The following is a 21903-nucleotide window of genomic DNA, read 5'->3' on the forward strand; positions in this document are numbered from 1 at the left end:
TCGACAGCTCCTACAGAGACCGGGCGCAACCGAGAATTTGCGTGAACACCTGTAGGAGCTGTCGAGCGCAGCGAGGCTGCGATAGCGAGCTACGCGAGCGGTCTCAAACACAATTGAATCCCAAGGCAAGCGCATGAAAATCTCAAGACAAGCCTACGCCGACATGTTCGGCCCCACCGTCGGTGACAAGGTCCGCCTGGCCGACACCGAGCTGTGGATCGAAGTCGAAAAAGATTTCACCACCTACGGCGAAGAAGTGAAATTCGGCGGCGGCAAGGTCATCCGCGATGGCCAGGGTCAAAGCCAATTGCTCGCGGCCGAGGTCGTCGACACCCTGATCACCAACGCGCTGATCATCGACCACTGGGGCATCGTCAAAGCCGACGTCGGCCTCAAGGACGGACGCATCGCCGCCATTGGCAAGGCCGGCAACCCGGACATCCAGCCGAACGTGACCATCGCAGTCGGCGCCAGCACCGAAGTCATCGCCGGTGAAGGCATGATCCTCACCGCGGGCGGCATCGACACGCACATCCATTTCATCTGCCCGCAGCAGATCGAAGAAGCACTAATGAGCGGCGTCACCACCATGATCGGCGGCGGCACCGGCCCGGCCACGGGCACCAACGCGACCACCTGCACCTCCGGGCCATGGCACCTGGCGCGCATGCTCCAGGCCGCCGATGCGTTCCCGATGAACATTGGCTTCACCGGCAAGGGCAACGCCAGCCTGCCGGAGCCGTTGATCGAACAGGTCAAGGCCGGTGCCATCGGGCTGAAGTTGCACGAAGACTGGGGCACCACCCCGGCGAGCATCGACAACTGCCTGAACGTCGCCGACCAGTACGACGTCCAAGTGGCGATCCACACCGACACGCTCAACGAATCGGGCTTCGTCGAAACCACCCTCGCCGCCTTCAAGGGCCGCACCATTCACACCTATCACACCGAAGGCGCGGGCGGCGGTCACGCGCCGGACATCATCAAGGCCTGCGGATTTGCCAACGTGCTGCCGAGCTCGACCAACCCGACCCGGCCGTTTACCCGCAACACCATCGACGAACACCTCGACATGCTGATGGTCTGCCATCACCTGGACCCGAGCATTGCCGAAGACGTAGCGTTCGCCGAAAGCCGTATCCGTCGTGAAACCATCGCCGCCGAAGACATCCTTCACGACCTCGGCGCGTTCTCGATGATCAGCTCCGACAGCCAGGCCATGGGTCGGGTCGGTGAAGTGATCACGCGCACCTGGCAGACCGCCGACAAGATGAAAAAACAGCGCGGCCCGCTGCCCGGTGATGGCGAAGGCAACGACAACTTCCGCGCCAAACGCTACATCGCCAAGTACACGATCAACCCCGCAATCACCCACGGCATCAGCCATGAAGTGGGCTCGGTCGAAGTCGGTAAATGGGCCGATCTGGTGCTCTGGCGCCCGGCGTTCTTCGGCGTCAAACCAACGCTGATCCTCAAGGGTGGCGCCATCGCGGCCAGCCTGATGGGCGATGCCAACGCTTCGATTCCGACGCCACAACCGGTGCATTACCGTCCGATGTTTGCCAGCTACGGTGGCTCATTGCACGCCACCAGCCTGACCTTCATCAGCCAGGCTGCTTCGGATGCCGGGTTGCCCGAGGCATTGGGCTTGAAAAAGAAAATCGCTGTGGTCAAAGGTTGCCGCGACGTGCAGAAAACCGACCTGATCCACAACGACTACCTGCCGAACATCGACGTCGACCCGCAGACTTATCAGGTCAAGGCTGACGGGATTTTGCTGTGGTGTGAACCGGCGGATGTGTTGCCGATGGCTCAACGCTATTTCCTGTTCTGACGCCTCAAGCACACAAAAGCCCCGAGTGCACAATGCGACACTCGGGGCTGAGACGTTCAGGTATCAGTTGCCCGGGGCAACCGTAAAAGGTATTTCAACCCGACTCAGTTTCGCCCGGTCCATGGCTTCCTGGGTCAGCTGCAACAGTAAGGCTTCACGCTCAGCCTTGATCGTTTCCAGCGCTTGGGCATAGGCCTCGTCGGTCATGATCTGACCGGGGGCGAAGGCACTTTCCGGCTCACCAAGCTCAGCCGCCAGTACGCGGATTCGCTCTTTCAAACCGGCCTTTTCCTCCAGCGACAGCGTTGCGCTGTCGGCTCGCTCATCCAGGGCAACCTTGAACTCGGTGGTGGCAATGGTCTTGCGATCAATCGCCCTGAAGCGCGAGCGATTCAAGCGCTCGACGAAGGATTTCCAGAAAGGTTGCTCGGCAATCGAGTTACGCAGCAGATCCCCCTCCTCCAGCCCCAGAACCCGTTGCCAGGCATCCTCGATCATTTCGCTGGTGACGCCTGCGATCTTGCGGAACTGCATGCCGCGCGCCTGCCATGGCAGGTCCAGCCGCTCTGCCAGATCCGTCATGAAGGCCAGGTGAACCTCCACCTCATCAATGGTGCCAGTGACATTGCGGGCGGCATCCTCACGTCGAAACCGCTCACCGGCCGCTTCGCGCGCCACGATGTGGCGCCTGGCAATTCTCTCGAGCTCGTCCAGTCGAGACTTGCCCTTTGCCAGGTTCACCAGCTCAGCCTCGATCAAACCGCTGTTACCGAGCGCCAACGTTTCGTGAACCAGCACCTCCACGCCCATGACGTTGAAAAGCTGTGTCGCACCGTCGACGCAGTTGGATCGTACGCTGGCCTCCCTGAAAAACTGCTCTCGCAATGGTGCGTTCTCAGCCATGGTGTCCAGCATTCGCCAGACCTTGGCTGTCAAATCGGCGCGATAGGCCTTGCTGGCGGTGAAGTCGGCAGACAGGGTGAGTGCGTTGATTTCTTCAAAAAAATCCGTCGAATTGAATTCATCCTCAACCTCGTTCCAGACGTACTGTTTCTCAATCCACTGAGGTCGCGTCAAGCCTTCCTCCCACTGGATACTGGTGAGCACACCTGTGGGCGGATAAGGACGTTCAGGGTCCATGCCCACCGACCGAACGTAGTCTTTGAGCGTTTCCAGATTTTCAGCCGATATCCACTCGGGTCCACGACTGAGCCACGTACGCCCCAGCATCTCGGCATGCCAAGTGCCCGGCGTAACCTGCGGAATGTGGGTCAACACGTTGCGGCGCAGGTCCAGGTTAAAGTGCCGGAACCGTGGCCGGTCAAACAGCCCGGGCGGCCAGGTAGTGGCGCCTGTATTAGTCAGCACCAAGGTATGCAAGTCAGGCATGCGACCGATGTTCGGTAACAATCCCAGAGGGTTTTCACCCAGCTTCAAGGTGGTCAGCAAGGTACTGTTCTTGAGCCTCTGGTGATCGACGATGTTCAGCATAATCCGGTTGTTCGTAAGGTCCAGCTCCCTCAGGTGTGGCATCTCGGCGAGGCTTGATGGCAACGCGGTCAATCTGTTTCGAGCCAGGTACAGCGCACGTACTTTGCGAAAGGACTGAAGAACAGGATGTTCGATGTTCGACAATCCTGTATTGCTTAACTCCAGACGCGTCACGTGATCGAAGTTGGCCGCAAGCTTGGGCAGGCTATCGATGTGCGGGCTCAGATCCAGGTTGCTCAGGTCCAGCACCTGCCCAATAGCGTTTCCGTACCCATCCAGATGCCTTGGGCCGCTGCGCTGCCAGCAACGCCTGATCTTTCCAGCGATGGCATTTCTGGTATCCCTTTCGACCACGCCTCTGGGGCTGAAAGGAAAATCCCGGAGGGGACGTTTCACCCATTGGTTCAGCGTTGAAACCAACTGGTTGAATTCGATCTCAAGCCCATGGATCTGTAAATCGACGGGTATGTGTTGCTGGCGCAGGGTCTCCATAAACATGTCGAGCTCTGCGTCCGTGAGCGACGGGTAAAGGCTGCGGATTCGAAGCCGGTCCGTCATGTCTCTGGAAACACGCCGATAGCCGTCCATCCCCCCGAGCAGCTTCAGGGTGTGTGGGTCGTAAGCCGGTTTACGAATCGGATGCTCAAGCAACGTCGACGCGAACCGATCATGGCTCAGGGGTGAACGTTGTATTTCAAACTTGAGTCGAGCACCTTCGTGAATGTCATACCCCAACGCGTTGCGCTGCGCATCCGGAAGGGCGTGCAAGACCGAAGCATAGAATTCATCGGTGCCGTGCAAATGCCGATCATCCGCGTCCCGCGTCTGGTAACGCCCGTCCTCCTCGAGAATCAGCACCTTGCGGATCGGCGCACTTTCCGGCCCCACACTGGCATGCAGTTTCCCGGCAAACCCCAGCTCGCGAATTTCGATCCGCACCTCATCGGACCACCCGGGCAGGCCGGCCAAGGAGCTCAGTTCGAGCCTGCGCGAGTCGGCATTGGCCAGCTCTTCAAGGTAGAGGCCCTCATAAGCCCGGTTCAATCGCACCCGGTCACGCACTGCCCGGGCCTCTTGACGCAAACGCAGCGAGAGACGCTGTTTTTCGCTCAGGTGTTGCAGATCGGCCGGCTCGGCATGCTCCAGCAGTTCCAGCGCAACGCTGGCCGGCAACTCCGGAACGTCACTGAGCACTCGGCGCACACGAGGGTCGCTGGACACATCGCGGCTTTTGTAAAGTGCATCGAATACGGTTTTCTTGTGCTTCCCTGCCTGCACGACCAACTGCTTGCGTAGCGCATCAATACGCTCAGGTGTACCCACCACAACGTCATCGCCAAGCAGGGCGCGAATCTCGGTTTCATTCATCGATTCAATGACTCGCTCGGGCAGCTTTCCGGCAGCCACTTCGGAACGACTGACCTTGATCGTCATCGGCTCGGATGCCGTTGCATTGCCGTGTTTGACGGAGGTCCCGGAACGATCCGACACCTCGAAAACTTCCAGCGCCCTATTCTCGGGCCAGCGCGGCAGTTCAACCGTGACCTCTGGCACAAAGCCGATCATCGCATCGGGAATCTGGTTAGCCTCGATGTGCTGCGGGAATCGTTCCGCATCGGCATAGGTATTGAAGCGCAAGAAGGTATCGCGCAGCAGCGCGGGCGGGGTTTCATGCTCGACGTGCAACCGGCGCAGCAGGCTTTCGTCTACGCCGCTCACGTGTTGAATCATGCCTAACGTCTGCGCAGAGTATCCGTCGAGCGTGGTGTGCATGCGCTGCATCAACCGTTTCGCTTCCCACTCCAGCGGCCGCTCGGTCTCGACCTTCCAGGCACCGGCGTTGTTGTGCTCCACCACCGGTTTGTAGGCCGTGCGGCGCTGTGGATGCTCCAGTCGATGCTGCCCCGTCACCGGGTCCTGGCTCACCTGATAGTTTTTTTCCTCCAGCCGCAGCCACTGCTTGCCGCCCTGTTCATACAGGCCGATGTCGTTGGGCACGGCATTGTCCGGCAGCGCTACCGGATGCGCGTAGGACCCAACGTCGGGTTTCCACAGGCGGGTCTTGCCACCGGGCAGTTCCACCGGTTGCAGGCTGTCGATCAGCGCGCTGGGCTTGACCGCTGCGACGGCCCCCCGAGGCAGCACATGCCCGGCGCCCATCAGCGCCAATTGGGCAAAGTTGATCAGCACCCCATTGATGTGCGCCCCGGCCTCCTCCCGGTCGCCCTTGCTCCAGTCCTCGATGCCCTCCAGCAGTTCTTCGGCGATCTGCGCCACCATCACCCCCAACAGCACTTCACCCACGCCGGGGATCAACATCCCGACAAAGTTGAACACGTTCCAGCCAATGTCCAGATAGCTGGTCAGGCGCTTCCAACGCGTGATGGCATCCTCATCGCCGGTCGGCACCGCGATGACCCGCGCATCGGCGATGGCTTTATCGCGCTTGTTGACATACAGCCATTGCCACAAGTCCCCGGCAATCAGGTTGGTGATGGGTTCTGCGGTGGGATTTTCGACTGCGGTTTCCCGCCACCAGGGGCCCATGTCCAACGGCTCGCGTTGCTGCCAGACAACACGCGTCAGCCGCTCTTTGACTCGGGTGAAGAATTTGCCCTTGTCCTTTTGCGCCACGAAGCGGCTGAAAAACGCTTGATACTCCGTATCGCGCAGTTGGCTGAGCAGCTCCTTCATGAAGTCGGCGAGCGAGTCGTACTCTTTCAGCGGGTGCAGCGGATCGTCCGGCACGTAGGCAATCACCGGTCCGTCCAAACGGCTCTGCTGATAAACATCCTCGCGGCGCAGCATGTCCTCATGCACGCCGGCAGGGCCGTTGGCCAGGAACGACTGCAGCAGTTTGTACTTGTCGTAATAACTACCCGGCAGCATCGGCGTGCGTTGCGACCAGTCGCTCCAGAACTTCAGACCGTCGGACGTCAAGGTGTCGACCAACGGCTTGAGCCTGGACGGCTGGCTCACCGCACTGAACAACACGATGCCGTGCAACGCGAAGCCCATCAGCGAGAGCCGATGCCGATGCAGCGACTGATCATGAAAGGTGATGTCGCTTCCGCCATCACGCACCTGTTGAAGTTTGCCGTAGGCATACTCGCTGATATCTTTTTTCAAATAAGCCATCAACGCGTCCAGATTAAAGGACGCTTTCTGCGCGGCCAGCGCATGCTCTTCCAATAGCTGCCTGGCCTTTGGATCAGCCGGCAACAAAATGCTTTTTATATGGGTTTGATACTGCGCCCCCAAGTCCAGTCGTCGACACAGCGTGGCGATTTTTTGGGTGGTCATTGTTGCTTCAAGTTTCAACTCTCCTTTGAAGTTCTTCGAATACACACCGGAACCGCTCCTGAAATGATCTTCAGCGGTTTCCGGTTCTTCGAAGTTGTGCAAGGCCGCCTCCAGCAGCGTAGATGCGCGCAGATAGCTGGCGCCACGGTCGATCGCCAGGAGAATCTTGTCCGGCACATACAGCTTCACCGTCAGTTGGCTGACGTCGACATGGGTGTTGAAGTTCGACCTGACAAGCGTGGACAGCAAGGGTTTGGCGAACGCCTGAATGTCCTGTTGCAGATTTTTCAGCGGGCCATCGACCTTCGCTTGCAAGCGCCAGCGCTCCTCGACCAGTTCCTTGAGGTATTGCCGATTGAGGCTCGACGCATTCATGTACCAATCGGGAAAGGCTGTATTTAAATCATTTAAACCGTCCAGTGATAACAGTCGACTCACCGGCGCTTCTGTTATGCCGCGGGGCAGTGCCTGGACAATGCGTTCGTGGTGAGGGCCTTTATGTGCAACTGGACTAACTGGAACTTGTTCAATACCTTCCAACTCTTTTAATTCAGACATCATGTAACAACCAAAGTAACGATAGGAGTGATCAGCTTAAGCGGCACCCCCTGAAATAAAAGACTAAAAAACTGCTGGACCGGCGGCCATTCAATAGCGTGATCGTTCAACTATTAAAGGGTTAAACGATACATATATAACACCCTTGTTTCCAAAGAGGTTGATGGCACGCAAGATCTGAAATCAATGCTCCTACAGGGAAACGGCGTCGCCAGAGTTACTCGACCACCAACCGAGCCAACCGCTGCTTGAGCATGCGGTTCTCGGCCCGCAATTGCTGCACTTCTTCAAGCAGGTCCAGCGCCAGGGCGACGCCTTCCCATTCCAGCTCCAGATCGTGCCGCAGCTTGGCGGCACGCTTGGCCAGTGCCAGCTCATAATCGTTGAAACGCCAATCCTTGGGCTGGTTGCCCTGAGGTTCGAGGATGCCGTGTTCGACGATTTCGATCACGTAGACGTCCGACAGGTCGGTCGCCTCACAGAATTCTGCCATGTCCAGTTGAACGATCAGGGGGTTGCTCATGATGGGCTACTCCGTCTCTTGGATCAGAAGTGTTCTCTGGGGTTGAAAGCCGCTTTTTTCGCCAGCTCCTGCCACAACGCCTTGACCTCGTCGTCCGAGGTTTTAGGCATGACGGCCTTGAGTTGTACAAACAGATAACCGCGATGACCGTCCTTGTTCAGCAAACCGTGGCCCTTGGCGCGCATGCGCTGGCCATTCTGGCTGCCGGCCGGAACCTTGAGGTTGATCTTGCCTGTCAGTGTAGGCACTGCCACCTCAGTACCCAATGCCAACTCCCATGGAGCCAGCGGCAAGGTAATGATCAGGTTTTCGCCTTCGACGTCGAACTTTGGGTGCGGCGCAAAGCGAATGATCAAGAACAAGTCGCCATTGGCCCCGCCACCAGTGCCCGGCGCACCCTGGCCCTTGAGGCGGATGCGCTCGCCGTCGGCCACGCCGGCCGGGATCTTCACGTTCAGGCTTTTGCTGGTGTTGCTGACATGCTGGCCGGCAGCGTTGTACTGCGGCACCTGGAAGGTGACCTTCTTCGATTCGTTCGAGAGGGTTTCTTCCAGAAAAATCCCGAGTTCCATTTCCACGTCTTGCCCTCGACGTCCGGCGCTACGGCCCGACTGTCCACCACCAAAACCAGGACCACGGTTGCCGAAAATCGAACTGAAGAAGTCCGAGAAATCGCCCGAATCCTGACCACCACCGAAACCACCTGCGCCACGACCCTGCCAACCCGGCGGGCCCTGGAATGGTTGGCCGTGCTGGCCGTATTTGCGCAAGTCGTCGTATTCGGCGCGCTTGTCGGCGCTTTTCAGCGCTTCATAGGCTTCCGAGGCATCTTTGAATTTGGACTCGGCGTCCTTTTCCTTGCTGACGTCCGGGTGATACTTGCGCGCCAGTTTGCGATAGGCGGCCTTGATCGTCTTATCGTCCGCCGTCGGTTCCACACCGAGAATCTTGTAATAGTCTTTGAAGTCCATCTAAGGATCACCATCCGTTATCGATATCGCGCCACCACCGGCAGCATGCGCTTATTGGCAGCCGCGAGGTTGACCGATCTCAAGGTTGTGACCGGGCAGCGCATCAGAAGTTTATCGGCAGCGGTGGGCAGTTCTTGCGACCGCCGAAAGGCTGCCAGGGTCGATGCAGACAAGTTTGGGGCATCGGGCCAGCTTATCAAGGCGCTATTCGTAGTGATTTAGCAGATAGTCGGCCTTCGAATCTGCGCCGCACTGACATACACTGCGCGGCCGTTTTTTAACCGGAACTCGAAAGACATGAAAAACGCATCTCCAGCCCGTGCCTGTGGTATCGACTTCGGCACGTCCAACTCCACCGTCGGCTGGCTGCGCCCCGGCATGGAAACGCTGATCGCGCTGGAGGACGACAAGATCACCCTGCCTTCGGTGGTCTTCTTCAACATGGAAGAACGCCGCCCGGTGTACGGCCGCCTCGCGCTGCACGAGTACCTGGAAGGCTATGAAGGCCGGTTGATGCGCTCGCTCAAAAGCCTGCTCGGCTCCAAGCTGATCAAGCACGACACCAGCGTCCTCGGCACAGCGATGCCGTTCAAGGACTTGCTCGGGTTGTTCATCGGCCAGCTGAAGAAGCGCGCCGAAACCGCCGCCGGTCGGGAGTTCGATGAAGTGGTACTGGGTCGTCCGGTGTTCTTCGTCGACGACGATGAATTGGCCGACCAGGAAGCCGAAAACACTCTGGTGGACGTGGCCCGCGCCATCGGTTTCAAGGACGTTTCGTTCCAGTACGAACCGATTGCGGCGGCCTTCGACTATGAGTCGACCATCGAAAAAGAAGAGCTGGTACTGATCGTCGACATTGGCGGTGGTACGTCCGACTTCTCACTGGTGCGCCTTTCCCCTGAACGCCGTATGCACGACAACCGTCACGATGACATCCTCGCCACCGGCGGCGTGCACATCGGCGGGACTGATTTCGACAAGCAACTGAGCCTGCAAGGCCTGATGCCGCTGTTCGGCTACGGCAGCCGGATGAAGAGCGGCGCTTACATGCCGACCAGCCACCACATGAACCTGGCGACCTGGCACACCATCAACTCGGTGTACTCGCAGAAGTCGACCCTGGCGCTGGGCAGCATGCGTTACGACATCGAAGACACTGGCGGTATCGATCGCCTGTTCAAGCTGATCGACCAGCGCGCCGGCCACTGGCTGGCGATGGAAGTAGAAGAAACCAAGATCCAGCTGACCCACGCCGACAGCCGCCATGTGCCGCTGGACCGCATCGAACCGGGTTTGAGCGTGGAGTTGAGCCGGGCACTGTTCGAATCGGCCATCGACAACTTGCTGGAGCGGGTGCGCAACAGCGTGACCCAGCTACTGAACGACGCCAACGTGCGGGTCGATCAGGTGGATACGGTGTTTTTCACAGGGGGTTCGAGCGGAATTCCGGCACTGCGCAACAGCGTCTCGGCGATGTTGCCGAATGCGCGGCATGTGGAAGGGAACATCTTCGGCAGCATCGGCAGTGGCTTGGCGATTGAAGCGATGAAGCGCTACGGCAACATGGACTGAGCTGAAAGACCGCGGCGCCTGCTTCGCGAGCAAGCCCGCTCCCACACTCGACCGAGTTCCTCCAGATGGAATGCGGTCGAGTGTGGGAGCGGGCTTGCTCGCGAAGGCGTCAGAACATGCAACACATATCGGGGATCAAACCATCCCCACCTGCTTCAACTCACTCTTCAGATACGCGTAATAAATCGGCCCTGCCACCACTCCCGGCAGGCCGAACGCGGCCTCGAACACCAGCATCGCCAGCAGCAACTCCCACGACTTGGCACTGATCTGCCCGCCAACGATGCGCGCGTTGAGGAAGTATTCGAGCTTGTGGATAACAATCAGGTACCCCAGCGCCGCCACGGCCACCCAGATCGACAGCGACAGACCGACGATGGTGATCAGGGTGTTCGACATCAGGTTGCCGATTACCGGCAGCAGGCCGAGCAGGAACGTCAGCACGATCAGGGTTTTGGTCAGTGGCAGCTTGATCCCGAACATCGGCAGGACCACCGCCAGGAAAATCCCGGTGAAGAAGGTGTTGAGCAGGGAAATCTTGATCTGGGCGAACACGATGTTGCGAAACGCCTGGACCAGCAGGTGCAAGCGGTCGAACAGCGCGGCGGCCAATGGCTTGCGCTTGGTCACGTCCGGCACGCGCTGCAAGGCAATGATCGCCCCCAGCACCATGCCGATCAGCAGCGTCACAAACATGTGCGCCGCGTCCTTGCCCACCAGCTGCAAGTCGCTGAGGTGCTTGCTCACCCACTCGCCAATCGCCACACGGAACTCGGCAGCGCTGGCGGGCAGATAGGCGTCGATGAACGGCGGCAGTTGCCCGCGCGCCCGATCAACCACAACCATGAATTTGTCGAGAGAAGCGCCGGGGTTTTCCGCTTCATGCAGCAGAAAGCTGAAGGCACCGGCAAAGATCAGCGTCAACACACTGACCACCAGCGTCCCCAACAACGCCACCGCCAGCCAGCGCGCACGCCGACCTTCGATCAGGCGCTGCAATTGCGGGGTGAGCATGTTGACCAGTTCGAACACCAGCAGCCCGGCCAGCAGACTCGGCAGTAATCGCAGCGGGATCACCAGCAACAAACCACCGAAGATGATGACCCAACTGATTGACAACAAGACTTGGCGTTGAGAAAACGTTGGCATACAGCCTCAAAACGAACGGCGTAAAAGGATTGGCAGTCTGCCAGCGTTCTGGCGCCGAAGCGAGCGGATGACCTTCAAGCGGCGTCGCTCCGAAAAGATCGCAGCCTGCGGCAGCTCCTACAGGGAACGCGGTCTTATGTAGGAGCTGCCGAAGGCTCGGGCCGCGTTCGGACGATCTTTTGATCTTTATTTTTTCTTCAGGCAATCGCTCATGAAGGTTTTGCGCGCATCGCCCTTGAGCGCCTGAGTGGCGGCATCGGCGTTGCAGGTTTTCATCTTTTCTTGCTGAGGAGTCAGGGGTTTGGCGGCATCGGCGGCGGGTGCAGCTTTGAGGCAATTGCTCATGAAGGCTTTGCGTTCGTCTCCTTTGAGGGTTTTCGCGGTAGCGTCAGCATTGCAGGTGGTCATCTTGTTCTGTTGCTCGGTGGCGGCAAAGCCCTGGGCGCAGAACAGTAAACCGATCATCAACAAAGGGACACGCAACATCTTCATGGAGTTTTCTCCTTGTTGCCGCACTGACGAGCACGGCCTCGCTCTGGAGTGTAGACAACACCTGTTACACCTTCCTGGTCTCAAGGTGACTGCGTCGATACTGTTCCGGCGTGCACTCCGCCTGGCGTTGAAACATCGCGATAAACGCTGATCCGGTGCTGTAGCCCATGTCGAACGCGATTTCCTGGATGCTGCGATGGCTGTCCAGCGCTTCGATCGCCGCCAGAAACCGCAACCGCTGCCGCCACTCACCAAAGCTCATGCCCAACTCACGCACGAACCGCCGCGCCAGGGTGCGTTCGCTGACATGGATCTGCGTAGCCCACTCCGCCAAGGGCCGGTTATCACCGGGCTCAGCCTGCAAGGCTTCGAGTATCGCGAGCAAGCCGGGGCTGCTGGCGTAGGGCAGGTAACACTCATGCACCGGCGCTTGCTGCAGCTGATCCACCAACACTTGGGCCAGACGTTTGTCGGCTTCGTACTCGGGAATCTTCACATCGCGCGCGGCAAAGTCTTTGAGGATCGCTTTGAGGATGTCGCTGATGGCCAGGGTGCAGGCCTGCTGAGGCAGGTCCTGGCACATCATCGGCGCCAGGCAGACCGCGCGATAGTTGATCGGCTGATGGCTATAGAAGCTGTGTTCAGTCTGCGGCGGCACCCACACCGCGTATTGCGGCGGTGACATGAAGCGGCTGCCGCCGATTTCCATGTGCAATACGCCGTGGGCCGAATATTCCAGCGTGCCCCATGGATGACGGTGCGCCGAGGCATAACGATGCGCATCAAAGTCGGCATAACGGAAGTACACCGGCGCGGGCAGTTCGCTGAAATCCAGCAGATCGATGGGTTTACTGTTCATGCTGTCCGTCATCAGGGGCAGGTTGTCTGGATCGAAGTATAGGCTTGTATCCAGACAGGCGATAATCGCCCCTCATTAACGTTCCGGTTTTCTCTGATGCAATACGCTTATCCCCTGCTGGCCATTTTCATTTGGGCCGGCAACACCGTGATCACCAAGATGTCGGCCGGGGCGATCTTCCCCGCCGAGATCGGTTTTTACCGCTGGCTGCTGGCCGGGATGCTGTTCACCCCCTTCATGCTCAAACCGGTGATTGCCCATTGGCCAGCGATCCGCCCGAACCTGGGCAAAATCTTTGTGCTCGGCGTGCTCGGCATGGCCGTGTACCAAAGCCTGGCGTACTTCGCGGCGAGCCTGACCTCGGCCACCAACATGGGCATCATCCTGTCGCTGATGCCGTTGATGTCGCTGGCCATGGCGATCATTAGCCTCGGCCAGCGCCTGACCATCGGGGCCCTGGTCGGAGCGGTGCTGTCGCTCGCGGGGGTTTTGGTGGTCGTCTCCTCCGGCAGCCTTGGCGCGCTGCTCGAACACGGGGTGAACCTGGGTGACGCGATGATGCTGATCGCTACCCTGGCCTACGCGATTTACAGCACGCTGCTGAAAAAGTGGCAGCTGCGTTTGCCGCCGCTGGTGTTGCTGTACTTGCAGGTATGGGTGGCGGTGGTGGTGCTGTTTCCGATGTTCCTCGCGTCACCGAAGATCGGCCCGACGCTGCAGAACATTCCGCTGGTGCTTTACGCCTGCCTGCTGGCCTCGATGGTTGCGCCATTGGCGTGGATGCAGGCCGTGATCCGCCTGGGGCCGAGCCGGACTACGCTGTTTTTCAATCTGCTGCCGTTGATTACTGCGCTGATTGCGGCGGTGGTGCTGCATGAGCAATTGGCGATGTATCACCTGGTGGGCGGGATGTTGACGCTGGGTGGGGTGATTTTGTCGGAGCGCTGGACCACGGTTCTCGGCCGCACTTAATCCTTTGTGGCGAGGGAGCTTGCTCCCGTTGGGCTGCGAAGCGGCCCCGAGTTGCGACCGCTTCGCGCTCGAGCGGGAGCAAGCTCCCTCGCCACAGGAGTCTAAACCCCGGCAGCTTTCAACCGCGCCGCATGCTCGACAAACAACCGGACCGGCTCCGCCCCCTTCCCCACCAAACCCAACGACTGATTGACGATGTCGAAGTGATCCATCGGATACTCATCGCCGATCACTGTCCCCAGATGCGAGCTGTAACGCCCGACCATCCCGTCGCAATGCCCGACCTCCCGAACGAAGGTTCTGGCAAACAACCGACAACTGCGGTTGGTCCCATCAAACAGGTTTCGCCCGCGATCGGTCTTGCCCGGCTGCAAGGTCCCGGACCAGGAGTAATACCGCACGCCATTGACCTCTTCCGGCCCATGCCCGCCCCAGGTTTCAGGCAAGCCCTGTGGATAACGCTGGTTGAACAGCGCCACGCCTTCCGTCGTCAGTGAATGATGGGAGGCATGGATATCAACCGGCAATTTCGGCCCGCGATAACCAGTTTCCAGCAGGCTCATCAGCGCGCTGATCCAGCGCAGCAAAACGCTGAGCAAACGCCCCTTGGCGCTGTCTCCCGGATAGTGTTTGTGCAGGTAGTCCGCCAGCTCCGAACCGTGATTGGGTCCTGCCACCGACGTCACCGAAGCCACCAGCTCCGGGCGCTTGGCCGCGGCGTAACGGGCGGTGAGCGAGCCCTGGCTATGGCCGATCAGGTTGACCTTCTCGGCCCCGGTTTCGCGCAGAATCTCCTCGATCCGCGCCAGTAACTGCTCGCCACGCACTTCGCTGGAATTGAGCGGAGAAACCTGCACCGCAAACACCACAGCCCCACCGCGGCGCAACGCCGAGACGATCCCGTACCAGTATGGATAGAGCAGCAGACGGATAAACCCGAGCATTCCCGGGACCAGCACCAACGGATAACGCGTGGCGGAACCTTGCGACATGGGCGAACGTCCTTGTGATCGGTGAGGTGACGCAAGGCTGAAGGCAGGACATCAGCCAAGCATCGGCATCGAAGATGACAACTCGACGACCAGTCTATGACATCCCGCCCTACTTCAGCCCCACCACCCCCGCCACGATCAATCCGACCGACACCAGTTTGACCGCTGTCAGGCTTTCGCCAAGCAGCGCAAACCCGAGAAACACCGTGCCCAGTGAGCCAATGGCGGTCCAGATCGGGTACGCGATGCTCACCGGCAACTCGCGCATGGACAAGGTCAGGAAGTAAATCCCGGCCAGCGCCGCCACGACGGTGATCAGCGACGGCCAGAGCCGAGTGAAGCCTTCCGAGTACTTCATGCTCATGGCGAAAGTGATTTCGAACCCGGCGGCGATCAACAAAAAAAACCAAGGCATTTAAAACTCCCCTGCCAGCGCCAGCAGACGCTGTTCTGCCTCGGCGGCGCTGAGCTGAAAAGTCCGCTCGGCGGACTCTTCACCCTCGGCAGCGACCACCGTGATGTCGGTGATACCGATGAAACCCAGCGCCGTGCGCAACAATGGATCGGCGTGGTTCATGGCTTCCAGCTCACCGCCCGGTCCGAAACCGAACCCGCCGCGGCTGGTGACAATCAGGGCTTTTTTGCCCTGTACCAACGGCTGGTACTGAGCAATGCCATTGTCCAGGGTGTGGTTGAAGGTCAGCCCGAGCCGCACGATCTGATCTATCCAGGCCTTGAGGCCGCTGGGCACGCTAAAGTTATGCATGGGCGTGGAAATCACCAGCAGATCGTGGCCGAGCAATTCCCCCACCAGCTCATCGCTGAACGCCAGATCGGCCTGCATCGACAGCGGCCGCGCCTCGGGTTCGGGGTAAAACGCCGCCGCAACAAAAGCCTCGTTGACCGGAGGAATCAATGCCCGACCGACTTCACGACGGGTCAACTGCGACTGCGGGTGACGGGCCTGCCAGGCCGACAAAAACACCTCGGCCAAGCGCCGGGAGTGGGAACGTTCGCCACGGGGGCTGGCGTGAATCGCAAGAACTGTGCTCATCTGAACCTCCTGAAGGACTACACTCGAATTGTTTATGGCCCGTAGCTTGATGCTCGTAGCCGCCTTCCTTCAAATGAGCAAAAGTCATTCAGGATGAATTTGTTTCATCCATGGAGTTCCCATGTTCGCCTCGCTGCCGCTAACCGCTTTGCGCGCCTTCGAATCCGCCTCTCGCTTGCTGAGCTTCAAGGCCGCCGCCGAAGAGCTCTCGGTGACACCCACAGCGATTTCCCATCAGATTCGCTCGCTGGAAAGCTGGCTCGGTATCGCGCTGTTCGAGCGATTGCCGCGACAAGTGCGTCTCACTGACGGCGGCGAACGCCTGTTCCAGAGTCTGCACGGTGCCTTGCTGGAAGTGGCACAAAGCGTCGATACCCTGCGCCCGCAACGCAGTGGCGCGAGCTTGACGGTCTCCACCATCGCCGCCTTCGCCGCACTGTGGTTGGTGCCGCGACTGGGGCGCTTCTATGCGCGGCATCCGAATATCAGCCTGCGGCTCGACACCCATTGCGACGTCATCGATTTGCATCAGGACGCCAGCGTCGATCTGGTGGTGCGCTACACACAAGACGACTACCCAAACCTTTATGGGCTGTGTCTGTTCGACGAATCCTTCGGCGTCTATGGCTCTCCCGAACAGGTGGCCCTGGCGGCCAGACGAGTGCCGACGTTGATTAGCGTTCGCTGGTGCAATTCAAAATTTTACGCATACGATTGGGAGGCCTGGTGCGTGAAGTCCGGCGAAACCTGGCTGGCCGGGCAACCGGTGGTGCGTGAGTACGACGAAGAGCATTACGCCCTGCAAGCGGCGATTGCCGGGCAAGGCCTGGTGCTGGCGAGCAATATTCTGGTGTCCGAGAGCGTGGCCAGTGGTTTGCTGGTGGCTTACAAGGGAGAGGTTCAGGTCGATGGTGCCGGTTACGCTGCACTGTGCGTACCGGGGCGCGAACGGCATCCGCCGGTCCGGGCGTTTTTTGCGTGGTTGCAGGAGGAAGCAGCGCTGTCGGGGCTATTGCCAAGATCGCGGCCTTCGGCAGTTCCGACGGTGGCGTCATAACAGACACCAACGAATTACTTGGTGGGTTTAACGGTCACGGGCGCCTTGCCGGCCTTCATCTGCTCCAGCAACGGTGCGCACTGATTCGGTTCGCCACCGCTCGGCGCCACCAGCGCCAGCAACCCCGCCGCCGGCGCCGCAATCACACCCAACGCCACCATCCCCGCCCCGCGCAGCATCAGCGGCACAGCCTTCACACCCGCATCAGGCTTGATGAACTTGCCCCGCACATACAGCGGCGAACGCAGCGAGATCAAGCGCCAGCCCTTGGATTCAGGGGTGATGGTCAGGTCCAGTTGCTCAGTCGCCATGTCGGCGGTTCCATCAATGTAGATGATCGCGTTTTCGGTATCGAAGACGAACAGGCGCGTGGTCGCCAGTCCGGTCTTGATGTCGAAGTCGGCGGCAGCGCAGTTGATCTTCACTTCCTTGTCGCCAAAGATCTTGCCCACCACATAGTTGCCGACGTTCAGCCCGGCCAGCTCCATTAACTGGCGGCTGATAGCGCCATCGTTAATCAGCATCTTCAGATTGCCATTGGCGGTGCCCAGCAGTTTGGCCACCGAGTTGCCACGACCGGTGATGTCGGCATCGCCATTGAGCTGGCCGAAACTGGTTTTCATCGGTTCAAAGGTCGGGAACAACTGCTTGAGTTTGAAACCGCGGGCGGTGAGCTTTGCCCGGCCTTCCAACGGTTCGGTTCGGCCATTGAGGTGAATCTGAGCATCCAGGTTGCCGCCAGCCACGCCGAAGCGCAGGGGTGCAAGGCTGAGCATGCCGTCAGTGAGTATCAGGTGGGTGTAGAGATCGTTGAACGGCAGTCTTTCGCTGTGGACGATGCGCTTGCCGGTGAACTCGACATCAGCGTCCATATCGCGCCAGCGCTCCGTTTTGAACTCTTCGACCGGCAATACCTTGTCGGCTGGCTGATTGCTTTCGCCGCCACGAGCCTTTTGTTTGGCGTTGGAATCGGCACCGATCAGCGGGGCCAGATCGGTAAACAGCAGTTGATTGGAAACCAGCGATCCGCTCAGCTTCGGACGCGGCTGGCTGGCGACATAGGCCAGGCTGCCATGGATGTCGCTCTGACCGATCTTGCCGTTGAATTCTTCGTAACGGAACACCGCGCCGTCCGCTTCATGCAGCTTGGCGATCAAGTGCCCGTCAGTCTCGTACGGCGGTGTGTCCGGCAGGGTCACGCCGGTCAGCGGGTAGAGATTGCCCAGGCTGGTGCCGGCCAGTTTCAGGCGCAAGTCCAGGGCGCCGAGGTTCAGTGGATCGGTGAGGGTGCCGGCCAGTTCGACGCGGGTGTCAGCGATCGTCACTTGAGCCTGAAGCGGAAACGGCTTTGCCGCGTCCTGCAACGCCAGCAGGCCGCCGACCTTGCCTTCCCCATCGAGTTTCTGGCCGTGGTACTGGCCTTTGACCTTCAGCGCGAACGCGTAATCCTGTGGCGCAGCACCCTTTTCCGACGCGGTTTTCGCGGCTTTGTCACCGACGATGTCACTGAACGGAATCGGTTTGCCCAGCGGGTCGATGATCAAGTCGAGCTGAGTTTTCAGGCTCTGGTCGTCGAGGGTGACGTGGCCTTTGTCGAAGCCGATCGCTCCGATGTCCACCACCCAGCTTGAAGGCTCGGCGTTCGGGTCTTTCGGATCGAATTTGAAGGTCCAGTTGGCTCGACCATCGGCAAGGCGCTGGAGGTCGGCATTCGGTTCGGTCAGGTCGATGCGCGGGATCACCACGCGCTGCGCCAGCAAGGCCAGCGGCGAGATGCGCAACTCGACACGCTTGAGGGTGACCATCTGCGGCTTCTTCGACCAGTCCGGGTTGCCCAGGCTCAAGTCCTGCGCCACGACATGCGGCCACGGCACCCAGGCACGCCAGCCGCCCACGTCGGGTTCACGTTGCCAGACCACCGCGAGGTTGCCGTTAATGGCAAACGGGCGGTGCAGCTCCTCGGAAACTTTGGCGTTAAGCGGTGGTTTGATCCGGTTCCAATCGAAGAACGCGATGATCACAACCAGTACGGCCAGCAGGACAACCAGGCTGGCGAGGGTCCAGGTAAAAATTTTATGAGTGCGCGTCATTGCACAGGGCTCCTGATACGACTGAGCGCCCTGACTGCGACGCACGTTTGAAACGTTAGGCCAGAACCGGCCTGCCATGGAGTCTAGGACTGGAAAATAGCGCGCAGGTTTAGCCGAAATGCCGCTTAACGCTCAAATAATCGGTCGGCGACAGGATGCGTTACCGGACCCGCACTGTTGCAAGGCGCAAGTGAGTGGAAAATACCCATCTCAGCGCAAAAACGTCCGCCGGAAACGCCCGTTCTAGAGCCATTTCACGGAACAATCAATTCTGTTGATTATTACCATTGCGTTTATGAACTTTTATATCGACTTATCGAGAGTAGCATTGCCCTCGTACCCACTTTATCGCCCTCCCCCGGAGCACCCAATCATGAAACGCCAATTACTGCTTAGCCTTACCCTCTCGATGCTGGCCAGCACTGCTTTCGCGCTGCCAGCTGCTGACCAGGCCACGCCGCAAGTGAAATCCACCCACTCGGTGTTCAGCCAAACTGTCGCCGAAGGTGGCAATGATCGCCTGAAAGAAAAAGGCCTGATCACTCAGGATGGTTCGGACCGTACTCCACAAGGTCAAACCCTGGCGGCTGACGGTTCCGATCGCACCCCACAAGGTCAAACCCTGGCTGCTGATGGTTCCGATCGCACTCCACAAGGCCAGACCCTGGCTGCTGATGGTTCCGACCGCACCCCACAAGGCCAGACCCTGGCTGCTGATGGTTCCGATCGCACTCCACAAGGCCAGACCCTGGCTGCTGATGGTTCCGACCGCACCCCACAAGGTCAAACCCTCGCTGAAGGTGGTGGTGACCGTGTCATCGAACGCAACAGTGCTTTGAGCTAAGCCTATGGCGGCCCTGAAAAAAAGCCCAATCCCAAGATTGGGCTTTTGACGTTATAGATGCCTCACTCCCCCGCTTGATTCCCCGATAGTCATTCGACGCCGGCAAAGCCGATTTGCTAGAGTGCGTCGCTGTCTTATCCAGAAAACACCCTTGCGATGCTGCCCCGCGCCGAACAGAAACAACAGACCCGCAACGCCCTGATGGACGCTGCCCGCCACTTGATGGAATGCGGCCGAGGATTCGGCAGCCTGAGCCTGCGCGAAGTCGCCAGAACCGCCGGGATCGTGCCCACCGGTTTCTACCGGCATTTCGCCGATATGGATGAACTGGGCCTGGTGCTGGTGAGTGAAGTCGGTCAAACCTTCCGCGAAACCATTCGCCTGGTGCGCCACAACGAGTTCGTCATGGGCGGCATCATCGACGCCTCGGTGCGGATCTTTCTCGACGTGGTCACGGCCAATCGCTCGCAGTTCCTGTTTCTCGCTCGCGAACAGTATGGCGGCTCACTGCCGGTGCGACTGGCCATCGGCCGTTTGCGCGAAGACATCAGCTCGGACCTGGCGGCCGACTTGTCCTTGATGCCGAAACTGCAACACCTGGACATCGCCGGTCTGAGCGTCATGGCCGATCTGATTGTTAAAAGCGTGTTCGCGACTTTGCCGGACATCATTGATCCGCCGGCGCAGGCGTTGCCTGAGCATCTGACGCCGCAGGCGAAAATCACTCAGCAGTTACGCTTTATCTTTATCGGGTTGAAGCATTGGCAAGGACTCGGCAGTACCGAGTAATCCTCTTTTTTTGTGCGCCGCAAATTGGTGCGAGTAGCTCTGCACCGCACCAAATTCATCCAAATAGCCGCAAAGCCTAGTAGCCACCACTGAGCACTGACAGGCATTTCCCACGTATCACCCGATTGGCAAGCCCCTTGCTCTAGCCTAAGCATTGTCCATTGCTGGAAGCCTTCCGATGCTGGTGATTCATCGCAGAATCGACCCTCAACCCGTCTGGGCCGCCGAGTTGCACCTGACCTTCGAAGCCCGGAGCAAAAGCCGTTTGCGCTGTTTCAGTGCCGAGGGTGAAGACGTCGGATTGTTTTTGGAGCGAGGTCAGCCACCGCTGTACGACGGCGAATACCTGCAAGCCGAAGACGGGCGCATCGTGCGCGTCTGCGCCCGGGCCGAACAACTGCTGCACGTCACCTGCGCCAATGCTTTCGAACTGACTCGCGCCGCCTATCACCTCGGCAACCGCCACGTCGCCCTGCAAGTTGGCGATGGCTGGTTGCGCCTGCTCGACGACTACGTACTCAAGGCCATGCTCGAACAGCTTGATGCCAAGGTCGAGAACATCGAAGCGCCGTTCCAGCCGGAACACGGCGCCTACGGCGGCGGCCATCACCATTCGCGTCACGGCGATGAGGACTTCAACTACGCGCCGAAACTGCACCAGTTCGGCGTGCGGCTATGAACCCAGCCTGGGCGCTGTTGCGCCTGGCCAGTCCGCAGTTGCCGATTGGCGGCTACAGCTATTCCCAAGGCCTGGAAATGGCTGTGGATAACGGTCGGGTGAATGATTCTGACAGCGCCCGTCGCTGGATCAGTGATCAGTTACTGCTGAATCTGGCGCGTTTCGAAGCGCCGCTGTTGCTCGCGCATTGCGTGGCCGCCTCTGATGAAAACTGGGGTGAATTGCTGCAACGCTGCGAAGAACATCGCGCCAGTCGGGAAACCCGCGAGCTGCATCAGGAAAGTCGGCAGATGGGTTATTCGTTGCAGCAACTGCTCAACGGTTTGCCTGAGCTTGATGCGCCGGCCCGCGCCTTTCTTGAACAACGCCCCGAACCTCATCTGGCCCTTGGCTGGGCACTGGCCGCTCGCGCCTGGAATATCAGCCCGCAGGACGCACTGGCGGCGTGGCTCTGGAGCTGGCTGGAAAACCAACTGGCGGTGCTGATGAAAACCCTGCCGCTGGGCCAGCAAGCCGCGCAACGCCTGACCAGCGAACTGCTGCCGCTTCTGCAAGAGGCTCAGCAGAACGCCACCCGAATCAACCCCGAACACTATGGCAGCGCTGCATTTGGCCTGTCCCTGGCGTGCATGGCCCATGAGCGCCAGTACAGCCGTCTATTCCGTTCCTAGGGC

At 59.5% G+C, this 21903-nt stretch carries 18 protein-coding genes; 8 read left to right on the forward strand and 10 right to left on the reverse strand.

Translation table 11 applies throughout. The features are described 5' to 3' along the window. Positions 1-133: 133 nt before the first annotated feature. Positions 134-1834, forward strand: coding sequence for an urease subunit alpha (gene ureC / locus ACSQ87_RS28655; protein ID WP_436274880.1), 1701 nt, complete (start codon positions 134-136; stop codon positions 1832-1834). A 63-nt stretch (positions 1835-1897) separates the two neighbouring features. On the opposite strand, the gene ACSQ87_RS28660 is transcribed toward ureC, so the two are convergent. The 3 genes from ACSQ87_RS28660 to ACSQ87_RS28670 all read right to left on the reverse strand — a co-directional run bounded on the left by ACSQ87_RS28660 (position 1898) and on the right by ACSQ87_RS28670 (position 8680). Next, complete coding sequence (locus ACSQ87_RS28660) at positions 1898-7003, reverse strand: NEL-type E3 ubiquitin ligase domain-containing protein (RefSeq protein ID WP_436274881.1); 5106 nt, start codon at positions 7001-7003, stop codon at positions 1898-1900. A gap of 400 nt (positions 7004-7403) precedes the next feature. Then, positions 7404-7709 (reverse strand): chaperone modulator CbpM, encoded by a 306-nt coding sequence (locus ACSQ87_RS28665; protein ID WP_046044790.1) that lies wholly within the window; start codon positions 7707-7709, stop codon positions 7404-7406. A gap of 23 nt (positions 7710-7732) precedes the next feature. Next, positions 7733-8680, reverse strand: coding sequence for a DnaJ C-terminal domain-containing protein (locus tag ACSQ87_RS28670; protein ID WP_223433625.1), 948 nt, complete (start codon positions 8678-8680; stop codon positions 7733-7735). A 297-nt stretch (positions 8681-8977) separates the two neighbouring features. On the opposite strand from ACSQ87_RS28670, the gene ACSQ87_RS28675 reads away from it, so the two are divergent. Continuing rightward, a complete protein-coding gene (locus ACSQ87_RS28675) occupies positions 8978-10252 on the forward strand; it encodes an Hsp70 family protein (RefSeq protein ID WP_223433626.1) in 1275 nt (424 codons plus the stop codon). Positions 10253-10387: 135 nt separating this feature from the next. Here the strand turns inward: ACSQ87_RS28675 and ACSQ87_RS28680 are convergent, their stop codons facing one another. From ACSQ87_RS28680 to ACSQ87_RS28690, 3 genes are all read right to left on the reverse strand, one after another. Continuing rightward, the gene (locus ACSQ87_RS28680; RefSeq protein WP_223433627.1) at positions 10388-11401 is read right to left on the reverse strand and encodes an AI-2E family transporter; all 1014 of its coding nucleotides are present in this window, start codon (positions 11399-11401) and stop codon (positions 10388-10390) included. A gap of 186 nt (positions 11402-11587) precedes the next feature. After that, the gene (locus tag ACSQ87_RS28685) at positions 11588-11893 is read right to left on the reverse strand and encodes a PsiF family protein (RefSeq protein WP_223433694.1); all 306 of its coding nucleotides are present in this window, start codon (positions 11891-11893) and stop codon (positions 11588-11590) included. Between the two features lie 64 nt (positions 11894-11957). After that, positions 11958-12752 (reverse strand): AraC family transcriptional regulator, encoded by a 795-nt coding sequence (locus ACSQ87_RS28690; protein WP_223433695.1) that lies wholly within the window; start codon positions 12750-12752, stop codon positions 11958-11960. 96 nt (positions 12753-12848) lie between these two features. On the opposite strand from ACSQ87_RS28690, the gene ACSQ87_RS28695 reads away from it, so the two are divergent. Continuing rightward, entirely contained in the window at positions 12849-13724 is an 876-nt protein-coding gene (locus ACSQ87_RS28695; RefSeq protein WP_436274882.1) for a DMT family transporter, read from the forward strand. A gap of 101 nt (positions 13725-13825) precedes the next feature. Here ACSQ87_RS28695 and ACSQ87_RS28700 read toward each other — a convergent pair whose 3' ends face one another. From ACSQ87_RS28700 to ACSQ87_RS28710, 3 genes are all read right to left on the reverse strand, one after another. Beyond that, positions 13826-14716: an esterase/lipase family protein gene (locus ACSQ87_RS28700; protein WP_223431755.1), complete on the reverse strand. Its 891-nt coding sequence runs from the start codon at positions 14714-14716 to the stop codon at positions 13826-13828. 109 nt (positions 14717-14825) lie between these two features. After that, positions 14826-15131 (reverse strand): DMT family transporter, encoded by a 306-nt coding sequence (locus ACSQ87_RS28705; RefSeq protein WP_223431756.1) that lies wholly within the window; start codon positions 15129-15131, stop codon positions 14826-14828. Next, positions 15132-15770: an FMN-dependent NADH-azoreductase gene (locus ACSQ87_RS28710; protein ID WP_223431757.1), complete on the reverse strand. Its 639-nt coding sequence runs from the start codon at positions 15768-15770 to the stop codon at positions 15132-15134. It abuts the gene before it with no gap. A gap of 121 nt (positions 15771-15891) precedes the next feature. Between ACSQ87_RS28710 and ACSQ87_RS28715 the strand changes: the two genes are divergently transcribed. Continuing rightward, entirely contained in the window at positions 15892-16827 is a 936-nt protein-coding gene (locus ACSQ87_RS28715; RefSeq protein WP_223431758.1) for a LysR substrate-binding domain-containing protein, read from the forward strand. 14 nt (positions 16828-16841) lie between these two features. Here the strand turns inward: ACSQ87_RS28715 and ACSQ87_RS28720 are convergent, their stop codons facing one another. Beyond that, positions 16842-18917, reverse strand: a complete 2076-nt coding sequence (locus ACSQ87_RS28720; RefSeq protein ID WP_436274883.1) for an AsmA family protein — start codon at positions 18915-18917, stop codon at positions 16842-16844. 373 nt (positions 18918-19290) lie between these two features. Between ACSQ87_RS28720 and ACSQ87_RS28725 the strand changes: the two genes are divergently transcribed. The 4 genes from ACSQ87_RS28725 (at position 19291) to ACSQ87_RS28740 (ending at position 21900) form a co-directional block, all read left to right on the forward strand. Next, positions 19291-19761 carry a hypothetical protein gene (locus ACSQ87_RS28725; protein WP_008157373.1) on the forward strand — a complete coding sequence of 157 codons (471 nt, stop codon included), beginning with the start codon at positions 19291-19293 and terminating at the stop codon, positions 19759-19761. Between the two features lie 156 nt (positions 19762-19917). Further along, entirely contained in the window at positions 19918-20550 is a 633-nt protein-coding gene (locus ACSQ87_RS28730) for a TetR family transcriptional regulator (RefSeq protein WP_046044801.1), read from the forward strand. 178 nt (positions 20551-20728) lie between these two features. Then, on the forward strand, positions 20729-21229 hold the full coding sequence (gene ureE, locus ACSQ87_RS28735) for an urease accessory protein UreE (RefSeq protein ID WP_223431760.1): 501 nt from the start codon (positions 20729-20731) through the stop codon (positions 21227-21229). Next, positions 21226-21900, forward strand: a complete 675-nt coding sequence (locus ACSQ87_RS28740; protein WP_223431761.1) for an urease accessory protein UreF — start codon at positions 21226-21228, stop codon at positions 21898-21900. The genes ureE and ACSQ87_RS28740 overlap by 4 nt, the downstream gene beginning before the upstream one ends. The last annotated feature ends 3 nt before the right edge of the window (positions 21901-21903 follow it).

Origin of the sequence: Pseudomonas sp. LjRoot277, assembly GCF_964253845.1 — a bacterium.
Taxonomy (GTDB): Bacteria; Pseudomonadota; Gammaproteobacteria; order Pseudomonadales; family Pseudomonadaceae; genus Aquipseudomonas.

Excerpts from the sequence above, each read along its gene's own strand:
- ureC (WP_436274880.1), top strand. The coding sequence starts at position 134 with ATGAAAATCTCAAGACAAGCCTACGCCGACATGTTCGGCCCCACCGTC.
- ACSQ87_RS28660 (WP_436274881.1), bottom strand. The coding sequence starts at position 7,003 with ATGAATGCGTCGAGCCTCAATCGGCAATACCTCAAGGAACTGGTCGAG.
- ACSQ87_RS28665 (WP_046044790.1), bottom strand. The coding sequence starts at position 7,709 with ATGAGCAACCCCCTGATCGTTCAACTGGACATGGCAGAATTCTGTGAG.
- ACSQ87_RS28670 (WP_223433625.1), bottom strand. The coding sequence starts at position 8,680 with ATGGACTTCAAAGACTATTACAAGATTCTCGGTGTGGAACCGACGGCG.
- ACSQ87_RS28675 (WP_223433626.1), top strand. The coding sequence starts at position 8,978 with ATGAAAAACGCATCTCCAGCCCGTGCCTGTGGTATCGACTTCGGCACG.
- ACSQ87_RS28680 (WP_223433627.1), bottom strand. The coding sequence starts at position 11,401 with ATGCCAACGTTTTCTCAACGCCAAGTCTTGTTGTCAATCAGTTGGGTC.
- ACSQ87_RS28685 (WP_223433694.1), bottom strand. The coding sequence starts at position 11,893 with ATGAAGATGTTGCGTGTCCCTTTGTTGATGATCGGTTTACTGTTCTGC.
- ACSQ87_RS28690 (WP_223433695.1), bottom strand. The coding sequence starts at position 12,752 with ATGAACAGTAAACCCATCGATCTGCTGGATTTCAGCGAACTGCCCGCG.
- ACSQ87_RS28695 (WP_436274882.1), top strand. The coding sequence starts at position 12,849 with ATGCAATACGCTTATCCCCTGCTGGCCATTTTCATTTGGGCCGGCAAC.
- ACSQ87_RS28700 (WP_223431755.1), bottom strand. The coding sequence starts at position 14,716 with ATGTCGCAAGGTTCCGCCACGCGTTATCCGTTGGTGCTGGTCCCGGGA.
- ACSQ87_RS28705 (WP_223431756.1), bottom strand. The coding sequence starts at position 15,131 with ATGCCTTGGTTTTTTTTGTTGATCGCCGCCGGGTTCGAAATCACTTTC.
- ACSQ87_RS28710 (WP_223431757.1), bottom strand. The coding sequence starts at position 15,770 with ATGAGCACAGTTCTTGCGATTCACGCCAGCCCCCGTGGCGAACGTTCC.
- ACSQ87_RS28715 (WP_223431758.1), top strand. The coding sequence starts at position 15,892 with ATGTTCGCCTCGCTGCCGCTAACCGCTTTGCGCGCCTTCGAATCCGCC.
- ACSQ87_RS28720 (WP_436274883.1), bottom strand. The coding sequence starts at position 18,917 with ATGACGCGCACTCATAAAATTTTTACCTGGACCCTCGCCAGCCTGGTT.
- ACSQ87_RS28725 (WP_008157373.1), top strand. The coding sequence starts at position 19,291 with ATGAAACGCCAATTACTGCTTAGCCTTACCCTCTCGATGCTGGCCAGC.
- ACSQ87_RS28730 (WP_046044801.1), top strand. The coding sequence starts at position 19,918 with ATGCTGCCCCGCGCCGAACAGAAACAACAGACCCGCAACGCCCTGATG.
- ureE (WP_223431760.1), top strand. The coding sequence starts at position 20,729 with ATGCTGGTGATTCATCGCAGAATCGACCCTCAACCCGTCTGGGCCGCC.
- ACSQ87_RS28740 (WP_223431761.1), top strand. The coding sequence starts at position 21,226 with ATGAACCCAGCCTGGGCGCTGTTGCGCCTGGCCAGTCCGCAGTTGCCG.